Origin of the sequence: Streptomyces sp. TSRI0281 (assembly GCF_001905125.1) — a bacterium.
In the GTDB taxonomy this organism is placed as follows: domain Bacteria; phylum Actinomycetota; class Actinomycetes; order Streptomycetales; family Streptomycetaceae; genus Streptomyces.
On record NZ_LWLE01000014.1, the window covers coordinates 22,283 to 35,947 of the forward strand.

General features: G+C 71.6%; 9 protein-coding genes and 1 tRNA gene. 3 read left to right on the forward strand and 7 right to left on the reverse strand.

What is annotated here, in order from left to right:
• Positions 1-99 precede the first annotated feature (99 nt).
• The 3 genes from A6A29_RS21360 to A6A29_RS21370 form a co-directional block, all read right to left on the reverse strand.
• On the reverse strand, positions 100-846 hold the full coding sequence (locus A6A29_RS21360) for a MerR family transcriptional regulator (protein WP_073722033.1): 747 nt from the start codon (positions 844-846) through the stop codon (positions 100-102).
• Between the two features lie 139 nt (positions 847-985).
• A tRNA-Met gene (locus tag A6A29_RS21365) sits at positions 986-1,059 on the reverse strand.
• 118 nt (positions 1,060-1,177) lie between these two features.
• Positions 1,178-2,296 (reverse strand): FAD-dependent monooxygenase, encoded by a 1,119-nt coding sequence (locus A6A29_RS21370; protein WP_073722034.1) that lies wholly within the window; start codon positions 2,294-2,296, stop codon positions 1,178-1,180.
• Positions 2,297-2,566: 270 nt separating this feature from the next.
• On the opposite strand from A6A29_RS21370, the gene A6A29_RS21375 reads away from it, so the two are divergent.
• On the forward strand, positions 2,567-3,550 hold the full coding sequence (locus A6A29_RS21375) for a TetR/AcrR family transcriptional regulator C-terminal domain-containing protein (RefSeq protein ID WP_073722035.1): 984 nt from the start codon (positions 2,567-2,569) through the stop codon (positions 3,548-3,550).
• 265 nt (positions 3,551-3,815) lie between these two features.
• On the forward strand, positions 3,816-5,195 hold the full coding sequence (locus A6A29_RS21380; RefSeq protein ID WP_073722144.1) for an FAD-binding oxidoreductase: 1,380 nt from the start codon (positions 3,816-3,818) through the stop codon (positions 5,193-5,195).
• A gap of 123 nt (positions 5,196-5,318) precedes the next feature.
• On the opposite strand, the gene A6A29_RS21385 is transcribed toward A6A29_RS21380, so the two are convergent.
• The 4 genes from A6A29_RS21385 to A6A29_RS21400 form a co-directional block, all read right to left on the reverse strand.
• Entirely contained in the window at positions 5,319-9,038 is a 3,720-nt protein-coding gene (locus tag A6A29_RS21385) for an indolepyruvate ferredoxin oxidoreductase family protein (protein ID WP_241838591.1), read from the reverse strand.
• A 102-nt stretch (positions 9,039-9,140) separates the two neighbouring features.
• Positions 9,141-10,808 carry an FAD-dependent monooxygenase gene (locus A6A29_RS21390; protein WP_158074433.1) on the reverse strand — a complete coding sequence of 556 codons (1,668 nt, stop codon included), beginning with the start codon at positions 10,806-10,808 and terminating at the stop codon, positions 9,141-9,143.
• Between the two features lie 2 nt (positions 10,809-10,810).
• Positions 10,811-11,326 carry a VOC family protein gene (locus A6A29_RS21395; protein ID WP_073722037.1) on the reverse strand — a complete coding sequence of 172 codons (516 nt, stop codon included), beginning with the start codon at positions 11,324-11,326 and terminating at the stop codon, positions 10,811-10,813.
• Between the two features lie 403 nt (positions 11,327-11,729).
• Positions 11,730-12,296 carry a TetR/AcrR family transcriptional regulator gene (locus A6A29_RS21400; protein ID WP_079182928.1) on the reverse strand — a complete coding sequence of 189 codons (567 nt, stop codon included), beginning with the start codon at positions 12,294-12,296 and terminating at the stop codon, positions 11,730-11,732.
• Between the two features lie 216 nt (positions 12,297-12,512).
• On the opposite strand from A6A29_RS21400, the gene A6A29_RS21405 reads away from it, so the two are divergent.
• Positions 12,513-13,382, forward strand: a complete 870-nt coding sequence (locus tag A6A29_RS21405; RefSeq protein ID WP_073722039.1) for a fumarylacetoacetate hydrolase family protein — start codon at positions 12,513-12,515, stop codon at positions 13,380-13,382.
• The last annotated feature ends 283 nt before the right edge of the window (positions 13,383-13,665 follow it).

The following is a 13,665-nucleotide window of genomic DNA, read 5'->3' on the forward strand; positions in this document are numbered from 1 at the left end:
ACGGTACCGCGCCCCGTCCAGGCTTGCCGGAGCCGCGCCGTGCGGCGACTCCTCATCGGCCAAAGGGGGGAGCGTGCGGCAGGCCCGGCCTTCCGGAGGTCAGTCGGAGAGCCGGTGTTCCGCGTAGATCGTCAGTGCATCCCGTACGAAGGCGGCGGTGCCGTCCCCGTGCTGATCGTAGTTCTTCGCGAAGCGCGGATCGGCAACATACATCTCGCCGAGCCCGGTCACATAGGACCGGGTCGGCGCCGTCGTCACCGAAAGCCAGGCGCAGTGCCGGCGCGCGATGTCCTGCACGGCCCCGTCGCCCGCGGCCAGGCCGTCCTTCCGGGCCTGCCCGTAGTCCGCGGCGATGGCCTCGTGCGAGGCGATGTGGTCCCGTCTCTCCGCCGGACCGAGCGAACGCCACCAGCGGTCGCCCCTCTCATACGCGTCGCGGCCCCAGCGCTCGGTCACCTCCTGCTCGTGGGCGGTGTGGTCGAAGCCGTCGAACACTTCCTCGGCCATGAGTGCCGTCCCCTCCTCCGTCTTGTGAAGAGTGGTCCGCACCGAGGCGATCTGCCGCCCGATGCGCTCGCGTTCCCGCTCCAGCAGCCGCAGGTGTGCCCGCAGAGCCCCGGCCGTGTCCCGCTGCCCCTCCAGTACGTCCTTGATGGCGGGCAGGCCCAGCCCCAGCTCCCGCAGCAGCAGAATGCGCTGGAGCCGGACGAGGGCGTCCTGGTCGTAGTAGCGGTAGCCGTTGCTCCCGACCCGGATCGGCGCGAGAAGACCGAAGTCTCCGTAGTGCCTGAGCGTGCGGCTCGTGGTGCCGGCCCTTCTGGCGATTTCCTGGATGGACCACTCCATGCCGGAAACGCTAGATCTTTACGCTGCGTCAAGGTCAAGCGCGGCGGATGCGGCGGGCCCCGGCGGGCCCACGGCCTGCCGGGGCCCGGAAACGACTCAGGCCCGGAACGCTGTGTGCGTTCCGGGCCTGGGCCTTCAGTAGCGGGGACAGGATTTGAACCTGCGACCTCTGGGTTATGAGCCCAGCGAGCTACCGAGCTGCTCCACCCCGCGTCGTAAACACAACTGTACGGCATGCTGGGCGCGCTCTTGACCACGCGCCCGACGCCACCGCCGGGCAGCCCGCCTCCCCCCGTGAAGGCCCCCGTGAAGGCACCCATGAGGCGAGGCGTCAGGCGTCCAGCGAGATCGCGTTCTTGGCCCGGTCGACCGCCTCCCAGGACTCGGGGCCGGCCTCGCCGCCGCCGTTCTCCGTCACCAGGGCCTGGTTGACCGCGACGAACGGACGCATCCGCTCCGCGTACCGGGCGAACGCGGCGGCATGGTCGTCACCGGCCCGCGCCAGTTCGTCCGCCAGCACCTGCGCTCCCACCAGAGCGAGGCTGGTCCCCTGCCCGGAGAGCACGGACGCGCAGTACCCCGCGTCGCCCAGCAGCACCGCCCTCCCCCGCGACCAGCTGTCCATGTGGACCTGGGCCACCGCATCGGCGTAGAAGTCGGGCGCGTCCCACATCGCCTTGAGCAGGCGGGCGTTCTCCCAGCGCAGGGGCGCCATCCGCTCGGCGACCAGCGCCCGGTACTGCTCCCGGGTCCGGGCGCCGGGTCCGAGCGGCCCGCCCTCGAAGCCGAACGTGACCCGCAGCTCGGTGTTGTCGCGCACCGGGTAGATGCCGTAGCCGGCCGGGCCCTCCCGGTGCCACACCTGCCAGTTGTCGAGGTCCAGGAAGTTCTCCACGCTGAAGATGGCGATGTGCATGTCCAGGTGACGGACGAACTCCTCCTCGGCGCCGAAGACCAGCCGCCGCACCCCCGAGTGCAGCCCGTCGGCACCCACCACCAGGTCGAAGGTGCGCGGAGCACCGCGCTCGAAGGTGACGCGCACGCCGTCCCCGCCCTCCTCCAGGGCAGTGATGCGGTCCCCGTGGAAGAACTCCGCTCCGCCGCCGAGGCGTTCGTGCAGCATCGGCACGAAGTCGTCGCGGAGCACCTCGATGTCACCGCTGTCGAACCGGCCACTGCTGAGGGTGGCCTCGGTGGAGCGGTGGAGCTCGTTGCCGTCCCCGTCGAGAACGGACATGCCCCGCATCCGGGTACGGGCGCTTCGCGCCTGCTCCAACAGACCCAGCCGCTCGACGACGCCGAGCGCGACGCCACGGATGTCGATGGCCTGCCCGCCCCTGCGCGGGGCGGGGGCGCGCTCCACGACGGTGACGGCGAAGCCCCGGTCGCGCAGCAGGCACGCCAGCGCCGAGCCGCCGACACCGCTGCCGGATATGAGCACTTTCCTCATGGCGAAACCCCTTCGATTCCTTCGGGTGGCTTGAGCTGCCGGAGCTGTTCAAGCCCGCCCAGTACGGTGTACGCGTGCTGAATGTACGACGTACGCGCACGTCCGCCAAGTGCACTTTTCCCGTATCTGAACTAGGACAGAGCCCGATTTCCCGACCGCACTCCTGGTAGCCTCTGCACTAGTACAGCTTCAAAAGAAAAAGAAATCCGCAGAGCGATCCGGAGAGAAAAAACCGGAGAGAAACCGGAGAGAAAGAAGAAGGAGCAGGGCATGGCCGCGACACCCGAACCCCCCTACCGGCGCATCGTCGGCGAGATCCGCCGCCGCATCGCCTCCGGCGAGCTGGCCCCCGGCGACCGGGTGCCCTCGACCCGGCAGATCGTCAAGGACTGGGGTGTCGCCCTGGCCACCGCGACCAAGGTGCTGACCACCCTGCGCCTGGAGGGGTACGTGGAGACCCGCCCCCGGATCGGCACGGTGGTCGCCACGCGTACACCGACCGCGGCTTCCGCGCCTCCCGCACCGCTCTCCCCTTCGCCGGTACCCTCCTCCTCCGCCGCCCCCGACCACGACCACGACCCCGACCTGACGCGCGACCGCATCGTCCGTGCCGCGATGCACATCGCCGACGCCGAAGGGCTGTCCGGCCTGTCCATGCGCGGGGTCGCCGCCCGGCTCGGGGTCGCCGCGATGTCCCCGTACCGGTACGTGAAGAGCAAGGACGACCTGATCCTGCTGATGGCCGACGCGGCCTTCGGCGAGGAGACGTACCCCGCCACGCCCCCCGAAGGCTGGCGCGCCCGCCTCGAACTGTGCGCCCGGACCCTCTGGAAGGTGTACCGCAGGCATCCGTGGCTCGCCCAACTCGCGCCGCTGTCGCGCCCGTTGGTGCTGCCCAACCTGATGGTGCACGCGGAGTGCGCGCTCGGCGCGCTGGACGGTCACGGGCTGGAGCCGGCCACCATGATGGACGTCCATGTCCTGCTCTACAGCTATGTCCAGGGCCTGGCCGTCAGCCTGGAGCAGGAGGCCCAGGCCGAGGCCGCCACCGGACTCACCGAGGACGAATGGATGGCCGACCAGGTGGAATCCCTTCGCGCGATCGCCGGATCGGCCGGCTACCCCGTGTTCGCCAAGGTCACCGCCGCCCTCGCCGACGGTTACGACCTGGACCTGGACGTCCTGTTCGAGTTCGGGCTCGGGCCGCTGCTCGACGGGTTCGCGGGCATCGTCGAGGGCCCCCGCCCCGGCTGACGGCGGCTCGCGGCGCACCGGACGGAAGACGGGGCACCGGACGGAAGGCCGCACCGGACGAATTGCCGGCACCGGACGAATTGCGGGCGCCGCCGACCGGCGAGAGGCTTGACGTACGTGATGTATCAGCCCTGCGGTGTCCGACGACGCCGCCGGCTCTCGGGGTGCCGGAGCGCCGGCGTACGAACAGACCGATCACCGGCACCGCGGCAGGGGGAAGCAGCCGGGTGCGCGCCGCGGTCCGCGCGTCACCGAGGAGAAAGTCATGGACGCCGCCACGCTCGAAGCGATGAGAACCACGCTGCGTGGGCCGGTGATCGGCCCGCAGGACCCGGAGTACGAGCAGGCCCGCACGGTCTACAACGCCATGATCGACCGCCGTCCGGCAGCCGTCGTGCGGTGTTCCGACGCGGGCGATGTGATGGCCGCCGTCGATTTCGTACGGGAACACGGCCTCGAAGCGGCCGTGCGCGGCGGCGGGCACAGCGGCGCGGGCCTGTGCCTGGTGGACGACGGGGTCACGATCGACCTGTCGCCGATGCGCGGCGTACGCGTCGACCCTGCCGCGAGGACGGCGGAGGCCGGCGGCGGCGCGCAGCTCGGCGACCTCGACCACGCCGCCCACGCCTTCGGGCTGGCCACCCCGGCCGGCATCATGTCGACCACCGGCGTCGGCGGCCTCACGCTCGGCGGCGGGCACGGCCACCTCACCCGCGCGTACGGGCTGACGGTGGACAATCTGGTCTCCGCCGACGTGGTCCTCGCCGACGGCAGCTTCGTCACCGCGAGCGCATCCGAGAACGCCGACCTGTTCTGGGCGCTGCGCGGCGGCGGCGGGAACTTCGGCATCGTCACGTCGTTCGGCTTCCGGTTGCATCCGGTGGACACCGTGGGGGTCGCGATCACTTTGTGGCCGCTGGACCTCATGCGTGACGTCCTCCAGTGGTACCGCGAGTTCCTGCCCCTGGCGCCCGACGAGCTGAACGGGTTCTTCGCCGTGCTGACCGTCCCGCCCGGCCCGCCGTTCCCGGAGGAGATCCACGGGCAGCCGATGTGCGGTGTGGTCTGGTGCTCGACCGGCGACCCCGCCGGTCTGGACGAGGCGCTGGCCGCCGTGAACGAACCCGGGCCGCCCGCCTTCCACTTCACGACGCCGATGCCCTACCCGGTGCTCCAGACCATGTTCGACGAGCTGATCCCGAAGGGCCTCCAGTGGTACTGGCGCGGGGACTTCTTCGACCGGATCACCGACGGCGCGATCGATGTGCACGCCAAGTACGCCGGCCGCCTCCCCAGCGACCTGACGACCATGCACCTCTACCCGGTCGACGCGGCGGCCGGCCGGGTGGACCCGGACGACACCGCGTGGGCCTACCGGGACGCCGTCTGGTCCGGGGTCATCGGCGGCATCGACCCCGACCCGGCCAACGCTGCGGCGATCCGGCAGTGGGCGGTGGACTACTGGGAGGAACTGCACCCGCACTCCATGGGCGGCGGGTACGTGAACTTCATCGGCGCGGGCGAGAGTCAGGAACGTGTCCGGGCCACCTATCGCGGCCACTACGACCGGCTGGCCGCCGTCAAGCAGACGTACGACCCGCACAACCTCTTCCACGCCAACCAGAACATCGCACCGGCCGGTTGAGCAGCGGGGCCACCGCCGCGGGACCCCGGGGCTTCAGAAGGCTCGGGGCTTCAGAAGCCTGAGCCCCGAGCCCCCCGAGCCCCCTGAGTCCCCGGAGCCCCCCGAGCCCTTGGCCCTCGGGCCCTACGACTTCGGCGTGCCCCCGTGGGCGGCGGCGAAGTCCGGTCCGGCGTAGCGGCCCATGAGTTCGGCCGCCCGCGTGCGGTACTCGGCGACCGACGCCATCTTGATGTCCTCGTATCCGCGCACCGCGTCGGGGAGCGACGCGATGTCCACGGCCGACGGGAGAGCGGCCGGGCTCAGCGTGCCGCAGATTTCCGTGATCATGGCCTCGTACTCGGTGATCAGCGCCCGCTCCGTGCGGCGTACGGAGGCCGCGCCGAACAGGTCGAACCGGGTGCCCCTGACATGGCGCAGCGCGGCGAGGAGCCGGAAGGCCGGTGTGAACCACGGGCCGAGCACGATCTTGCGGTCCATTCCGAGTGCCCGGAGCGCGGGCGGGTGGAGCCGGTAGGACACCCGTGCGCCCGCGCCGAAGCGGGCCTTCACGTCCTGCTCCACATCGGGGTCCAGCGAGAGCCGCGCCACCTCGTACTCGTCCTTGTACGCCATCAGTTTGTACAGGTGCCGGGCCACGGCCTCGGTCAGTTCCGTCGAGCCGGGGACCCGTTCGTCCTCGGCCCGCCGCACGCGTGCGACGAAGCGTGCGTAGCGCGTGGCGTAGGCGGTGTTCTGGTACGCGATGAGGTCGGGCACCCGGACGTCGAGGAGCCGGGCGAGCTCCGAGCCCGGTGCCGCGCCGACCTCTGCGATCAGTCCGGGTGCGGCGGCGGGCACGGTACGCCGGGGGGCCTTCGGGCCTTCCGCCCCGGCGAGGATCGCGGCGAAGCCGTCGGGGTCCGCGACGGCGAGGCGGCCGTAGCGGAACGCCTTGAGGTTGTCCTCGACCTTCACCCCGTTGAGGGTGATCGCCTCCTCGACGGCCTCTGCGGGCAGGGGCAGCGCGCCGGACTGGTGGGCCGCGCCGGTGAGCAGCAGGTTGGCGTACTGGTCCGCTCCCAGCAGGGTGTTGGCCAGGTGCCGGGCGTCGAGGAACACGGCCGTGCGGACGGCCGCGCCGATACGGTCCCTGATCGGTCCGGCGTCGGGGAACGACGCCTCCGGGTCGATCACCATCTGCCCGGTCGGGACCTCCGCCGTGGAGACGACCGCCACCGTACGGGCGGGTGCCGCCGCCGCGAGGTGTCCGGGGTCCGCGGCGACGAGCAGGTCGCAGCCGAGGTAGAGGTCGCACTCCCCCTCGGCCGCCTTGCCGGCCTGCTGCGTGGGCTCAGCGGTGATCTTGATGTCGGAGACGACCGCGCCGCCCTTCTGCGCGAGCCCCGTCTGGTCCAGGGCCCGGACGTGCTGCCCGGCGAGCATGGCGGCCGTGCTCAGGATCTGCGCGAGGGTCACGACGCCGGAACCGCCCACTCCGGTGATCCGCGTGGTGTGCGAAGCGGCGGGCCGGTACGACGGATCCGGCAGCGCGGTGACGTCCGGCATCGGGGCGGTCCGGGCGGTCGGGGCCACACCGGCCTTCCGGGCCGCACCAGCCTTCCGAGCCGCACCGGCCTTCCCCTTCGCCGGGACGACCGTGAGGAAGGAGGGGCAGTCACCGGCCAGGCACGAGTAGTCCTTGTTGCACGAGGACTGGTCGATCCGGGTCTTGCGGCCGAACTCCGTCTCCACGGGCTGGACCGACAGGCAGTTGGACTTCTTGCCGCAGTCGCCGCACCCCTCGCACACCCGCTCGTTGATCACGACCCGTTCCACGGGGTCGGGGGCGAGCCCGCGCTTGCGTCGGCGGCGGAGTTCGGTGGCGCACTCCTGGTCGTGGATGAGCAGGGTGACGCCGGGGATCGCGGCGAGGGTCTCCTGCGCCTCGGGCAGCCGGTCGCGGTGCCAGACCCGTACGCCCTTGGGGAGCTTCACCTTCCGGTACCGCTTCACGTCCTCGGTGGTGATGATGATCCGGGCGACCCCCTCGGCGAGGAGCGCCCCGGCGATGGCGGGCACCGGCATCACACCGGCCGGGCGCTGCCCACCGGTCATCGCGACCGCCGAGTTGTACAGCAGCTTGTACGTGACGTTCACCCCGGCCGCGATCGCCGCCCGGACGGCGAGGCTTCCGGAGTGGTGGAAGGTACCGTCGCCAAGGTTCTGGATCAGGTGGTTCCGGTCGAGGAACGGTTCCATGCCGATCCACTGGGCGCCCTCGCCGCCCATCTGCGTCATACCGATCACGTCTCCGGCCTGCGCCGGGTCCATGAGCGTGACCATGGCATGGCAGCCGATCCCGGCACCGACGGTCGACCCCTGGGGAGCCTTGGTCGATACGTTGTGGGGGCAGCCGGAACAGAAGTACGGGGTACGGGTCAGCAGCGGCAGAAGCGTGCGCGTGCCCTTGGTCCCGATGGGCTGCGTGCCCTGGGGCGGGACTCCGACGAGCCGGACGCCGAGGGCCGCCAGTGCGGGGGCGAGCCGTGCGGCGATCGTGTCCGGGTCGAGTTCTCCGTCGGCCGGGAACATCGCGCTGCCGTCCGGGGCGCGCTTGCCGGAGACCGTAGGCATGGCCTCGGAGCCGTACAGGAGGTCCTTGACGGCGGTCTCGATCAGCGGGCGCTTCTCCTCCACCACGACGATGTGGGCCAGTCCTGCCGCGAACCGTTCGACCACCGACGGTTCGAGGGGATGGATCATGCCGAGGTGCAGCAGGCGGATGCCGCGTTCCGCGAGTGCGGAGTCGTCGAGACCGAGACCGCGCAACGCCTGCCGGAGGTCGAGGTACGTCTTGCCGGGGGCGATGATCCCGACGTGGTCGTCCGGCCCCGTGCGGGTGATCCGGTCGAGGCCGTTGGCGGCGGCGTAGCGCCGGGCGATCTCCAGCCGGGCGCCGTCCCTGCTCCGTTCCAGTTCGCCGAGTGCCGGCTGCACCATCCGGGCGGCCACACCGTGCCGGAACGGGGTGCCGTCGATGTCGGGATCCGGCACGACCGGCGAGACGCGTCCCGCCGTCACGTCGACCGTGCCGGAACCGTCGGCGACAGCGGTCACGATCTTCAGCGCGACCCACAGCCCGCTGGCCCGCGACATGGCCACGCCGTGGAGGCCGAAGTCGAGCGCCTCCTGCGGGTCGGCCGGGTACAGGGTGGGGATCCCGAGGTCGGCCAGGAGCAGTTCGGAGGCGCCGGGCACCGTCGAGGACTTCGCGCCGGGGTCGTCGCCGACCAGGGCGAGCGCGCCGCCGTCGGGATGCGTCCCCATCAGGTTGTTGTGCCGCAGAGCGTCCGACGCACGGTCCAGACCCGGCGACTTGCCGTACCAGATGCCCGTGATGCCATCGACGCGCTTGTCCGGCTGCATGGCGGCGAGCTGGGTCCCCTGGACCGCCGTGGCCGCCAGTTCCTCGTTGACGCCGGGGCGGAAGACGATGCCGTACTCGTCGAGCAGGTCCCGGCAGCGCTCCAGCTCCATGTCGTAGCCCGCCAGGGGCGAGCCCTCGTAGCCGGACACGAACCCGGCGGTACGCCGTCCGGCCCGCAGGTCCGCCCGGCGCAGGTCCAGGGTCAGCCGGGCGAGCGCCTGGATACCCGTGAGGTGGAGGCTGCCCTCCTCACGCACGTACCGGTCCTGAAGCGTCGGGCGCGCCGCCTTCTGCGTGTCACGGCCGGCCCGGTGGTCCGTGCGGTCCATGCGGTCCAGGTGGTCCGTGCGGTCCGTGCGGTCCGTGCGGTCCGTGCGGTCCGTGCGGTCCGTGCGGTCCAGGTGATCCGTGTGATCCGTGTGATCCGTGTGATCCATGTGCGTTTCCCTCCGCGTTACGGCTGTGCCGCTGTTCGGCCGGGCTTGCGGGCCGGGCGGCTTCGCGCCCCGAATCAGTGACCTGCGGTGGGCGCCCCGCAGTCAGCGCCCCGCGGTCAGCGCCTCGTACAGCGCCGCTTCGAGGGTCGAGCCGGTCCCCTCGGCGCTGCTCCACGCGATGTGGCCGTCGGGCCGGACGAGGACGGCTCCGTCCGCCGGGATGCCGAGCTGCGCCGGGCAGACTCCGTCGTCGCCGATGACGTCCCGGCCGAGCACGACGGTGTGCGACGGCACGCTCTCGGCGACCGTCGCGAACGTGTCGGCCCGGGCCGCGCCCTCGGGGCCGGTGATCAGCGTGAAGCCGGGGATCAGCAGGTCCAGGGTCGACACCCGGACGCCGTCCCGTACGACCCAGGCGTGCGGCAGCCGGGCGCCGCGCACCGCGGACGGGCGGAAGTCGGTCGCCGACAGCGGGGCGCCCGTCGCTCCGTCCGCGTGCCGACCGGGCCCGTAGACGTAGCCGATCTCCTGGTTGAGCGCGTCGAAGTGCGGTCGCTGGCTGGGGATGGCCGCGGCGAGGCGCCCGCGTTCCTCCGCCGCCACCGCCGGGTCCGGGCTTTCGAGGCGTGCGGCGATGTTCCCGGTGTCCGGTCCGATGCCCGCGTCCGCCATCTTGAGCGCGTTGAGCACGCTGTGGCGGGCGTTGTCCACGGCGACCGGGCGGCGCTCGCCCTCGTAACTGTCGAGCAGGGTTTCGGGCGCCCACCCGTTGATCACCGCGGCGAGCTTCCACGCGAGGTTGTCCGCGTCGGCGAGACCGGTGTTCATGCCCAGTCCGCCCGTCGGGGGGAACTGGTGCGCGGCGTCACCCACCAGGAAGACGCTGCCGCTCCGGTAGCGTTCCGCGGTCCGCGCCGCCATGATCCACGGCCCCACGGCCCGTATCCGTACGTCGAGTTCGTCCACGCCGACCGCGTCGCGGATGATCTGCGCGCACCGTTCGGGCGGATAGTCGGCCGGTGACTCGGTGGCCGGGTCGAAGCTCCGCTGGAAGGTCCACCGGCGGTCTCCGTCCATCCCGATGAAGACACCGGGCGAGACCGTGTTGATCGCCCAGATGAGCAGAGCGGGATCGCGGCTCGTCCAGGGGGACAGGTCGGCGTGGAAGTAGATGTTGAGCTGGTGGCCCAGCACCGGGGACCCTTCGAACCCGATCCCGAACCCGTCGCGGATCACGCCGGTCGCCCCGTCCGCCGCGACCGCGTAACGCCCCCGGATCGTCTCCCTCCGCTGCCCGCTCTCCACGGACACCTCGACGCTTCCGCCCCGGTCGGCCACGTCGAGGACGGTGGTGTCGTAGCGGAGCGTGGCCATGCCCTGGGCGAGGACCGCGTCGAGCAGGTGCTGCTGCACACGGTCCTGGGCGCACGAGGTGAGCATCTCGGGGGATGCCTCCACGCGGCGCCGGAGGTCTTCGGCGGGCCCCTCGGCCAAGTTGATCCGGCCGAGCTCGGGCCCGGAAAGGGTCTGCTTCCAGCGGATGTTGAGGGTCCACTCGGGGTCGACCGCGTCCCCCAGCACCGCTTCGGTGAGGCCCCAGCTCCGCAGGAGTTCCATGGACCGGGTGTTGACGACGTGGGCCCGCGGGTGCGGGTTGACGCCGGAGTACCGCTCGCAGACCACGCTGGGAACGCCGTGCCGGCCCAGCACCAGAGCGGTGGCCAGCCCCACGGGGCCCGCGCCGACGATGACGACGGGGGTGTCGGTCACGGTCATGACTGCTTGACCAGTTCCGCGAAGGGCTCACCCGACGCGAACCGGCGGACCAGTTCGTCGGGGTCGAATTCGACCCCGATCGGATTGGCCGCGAAGGCTCCGGAACGGAACCACTCGTGCAGCTCCGCCTCCGTGGCGAAGTTGTCGATCTGGAGCTCGATGTGGTTGCCGTCGGGGTCGGCGAAGTACATCGACGTGGTCGGCCCGTGGTTGATGCACCAGAACGGATGGACCCCGTCCGCCTTCAGCCGGCCGTAGGTGCCCAGCAGGTCCGCCAGCGTGTCGTACGTGAAGGCCGCGTGGTGCAGACCGGTGTGCGCCTCGCCGGGGTGCTCGGAGGCACCGGTGCCCACGAGCGCGACCCGGTGGTGCTCGTCGTCGTAGGTCAGAAAGGCGATGAAGTCATTGGCGAACGTGACGCGGCCTTCGAGAACTCCTGTGTACCACTCGGTCATCGCCGTCAGCTGACCGGTCTTGAGAACGATGTGGGCGAGTTTGCCTGGAGAAGCCATGAGAGCAACCTCCTCATCGAGGGCAGAACAGCCTTCTTGGCTGCCGCACAAGAGGAGCATAGAGACGCTCTTGTACGGGAGTCAAGAGAAGGGGCCGCGATGAGGCGGAGTGGGAGGTAAGGGGCGCGGGGCGGGGCAGAGGGGGAAGGGGCGTGGGGCGGGGCGTGGGGCGCGGGGAGTGCGGGGCGGGGTACGGAAGTGGGCGCGCCGAGTCGGGGCAGGGGTGATCCACCGGCCGCCCGCAGCGCGATCGGGCAGGCGTGAGCCGCCAGCCGTCGGCAGCACGATCGGGGCAGGGGTGATCCGCCGGTCACCCGCAGCGCAAGGGGACAGGAGTGATCCGCCGGTCGCCCACGGCGCTCACGGCATACGGGAAGGACTCCACGGTCGGCGCGAAGGCGCCTCAGCGCGCGGCGGCGGCCGCCACCAGCGCGTCGGTCAGCAGCTCGACGAGTTCGCCGGTCGCGCGGTCACTCCTGCGCACACTGACCAGCAGACCTTCGAAGAGCACATGCGCGGTGTCCGCGACGAGCCCGACATCGGCACCGGCGGGCAGCCGGGTCGCGATGGCCGCGAGCAGGCGCTCCTCCAGCCACTCCTGAATCCGGGTGTACGTCTCGCCGAGGGCCTTCGACTCGACGATCCGCTCGTACGCCTCCCGGTGCAGCCCCCGGTAGGGCTCCATGCCGGACAGGAGGGCGACCAGTTCGCGCTGCGGATCCCCGGCGATCCCGGGGTCCGACTCGACGCGCGCCCGCTCCTGCGCGAAGAAACGGTCGATCGCCGCCGCGAACAGATCGTCCTTGGTCGGGAAGTACCAGCGCACGGCGTTGGCGGCCACCCCGGCGGCGCGGCCGACCTCGGCCACGCTGGTCGCCTTGTACCCCTTGGCCGCGAAGAGCTCCCACGCGTGCTCGACCATGGCGGCCTCGCGCTCGGCCTTGGGGATCTGCTGTCGGTTACGTGGCATGACACGGAGCCTATGCCGAAGGCGGCGGCCCCCCGGCCGCGGCACATGAACGCCTCCCGACGCGGTACGTGAACACCTCCCGACGCCGCACACGCACACCCCCCGACGCGGTACGTGAACACCTCTCGACGAGCACCCCCCTCCCCTTGACTCTGGAACAAGAAGACTCTTGACTGTGAAACAAGAGAGTCGGCCGACCGGACAAAGGGGTTCGTGATGCGTCTGTACAGCACCGATCTGGGCATCGCCAGGGAGGACAGGCCCGGCGAGCTGGCACTGCTCGGCCTGCCCTTCGCCGACCTGGACGCGCTCCTGCGGGGCCCCGGCACCGAGGCGGCGAGGGCGGCGCCGGTCACCCGCCGCGTCCCGCTCGGCCGCGTACGGGTGCACGCGCCGGTACGCCGGCCGGGAAAGGTCCTCATCGTCGGCCTCAACTACCGCAGCCACGCGGCGGAGGCGCTGGAGAGAATGGCCGCCATGGGGATGGGGAGCATCGCCCTCCCCGAGGAGCCGAACTTCCAGGTCGTGGCAGGTTCCGCCGTGATCGCGCACGGCGAGGACATCACGCTTCCGGCGGTCGCGGCCACCCGGGTCGACTACGAGGGCGAGGTGGCCGCGGTCATCGGCCGCACCGCCACGGCCGTCTCCCCCGCCGACGCCAGGGACCATCTCGCCGGTCTGACGGCCGCCAACGACGTGTCGGCCCGCGACATCCAGAGCCGCGCGATGACCGGGGACCCGACCGCCTCCATCGGCGTCGCCAAGAGCTTCGACACCTTCAAGCCCCTCGGCCCCTGTCTGGTGACCGAGGAGGAGTTCGAGGAGCCGCTCGACCTGCGGCTGCGCACCCGGGTCAACGGCGAGCCGCGCCAGGACGACCGGACGAGCAGCTTCATCCACGGCCTGCCCGAGCTGATCTCGTACCTCTCCCGCTATCAGACCCTCGAACCGGGCGATGTGATCTGCACCGGATCGCCGAGCGGCGCCGGGGTGTTCTCCGAACGCTTCCTGCGCCCCGGCGATGTGGTGGAGGTGGAGGTCGACGGCATCGGGACGCTCCGCAACCGGGTGGCGGCCCCGGCCTGACGGGACCGCCGCAGGCCCCGCTCCCCGGCCTGACGGGACCGCCGCCGCCCCCGCTCGGCGGCCGGGGACACCCGGGACCGCCCCTGCCCTCTACTCCGCAACCGGAACACCGGGACCGCCCCCGCTCCCCCACTCCGAGGCCGGAGACACCGGAACCGCCCCGCCCCTACTCCGCCGCCGGGGACACCGGAGCCGGACAGCCGTGACGCCGGGCCGAGTTCGTGGCGAAGGTCTTCAGCGCGGCCCGCTGGAGCTTCGGGTCGGCGGCGCGGTTTGATGTCCT

Bases quoted from the DNA above. Each gene is read 5' to 3' on its own strand.
- A6A29_RS21360 (WP_073722033.1), bottom strand. From the start codon at position 846: ATGGAGTGGTCCATCCAGGAAATCGCCAGAAGGGCCGGCACCACGAGC.
- A6A29_RS21370 (WP_073722034.1), bottom strand. From the start codon at position 2,296: ATGAGGAAAGTGCTCATATCCGGCAGCGGTGTCGGCGGCTCGGCGCTG.
- A6A29_RS21375 (WP_073722035.1), top strand. From the start codon at position 2,567: ATGGCCGCGACACCCGAACCCCCCTACCGGCGCATCGTCGGCGAGATC.
- A6A29_RS21380 (WP_073722144.1), top strand. From the start codon at position 3,816: ATGGACGCCGCCACGCTCGAAGCGATGAGAACCACGCTGCGTGGGCCG.
- A6A29_RS21385 (WP_241838591.1), bottom strand. From the start codon at position 9,038: ATGGATCACACGGATCACACGGATCACACGGATCACCTGGACCGCACG.
- A6A29_RS21395 (WP_073722037.1), bottom strand. From the start codon at position 11,326: ATGGCTTCTCCAGGCAAACTCGCCCACATCGTTCTCAAGACCGGTCAG.
- A6A29_RS21400 (WP_079182928.1), bottom strand. From the start codon at position 12,296: ATGCCACGTAACCGACAGCAGATCCCCAAGGCCGAGCGCGAGGCCGCC.
- A6A29_RS21405 (WP_073722039.1), top strand. From the start codon at position 12,513: ATGCGTCTGTACAGCACCGATCTGGGCATCGCCAGGGAGGACAGGCCC.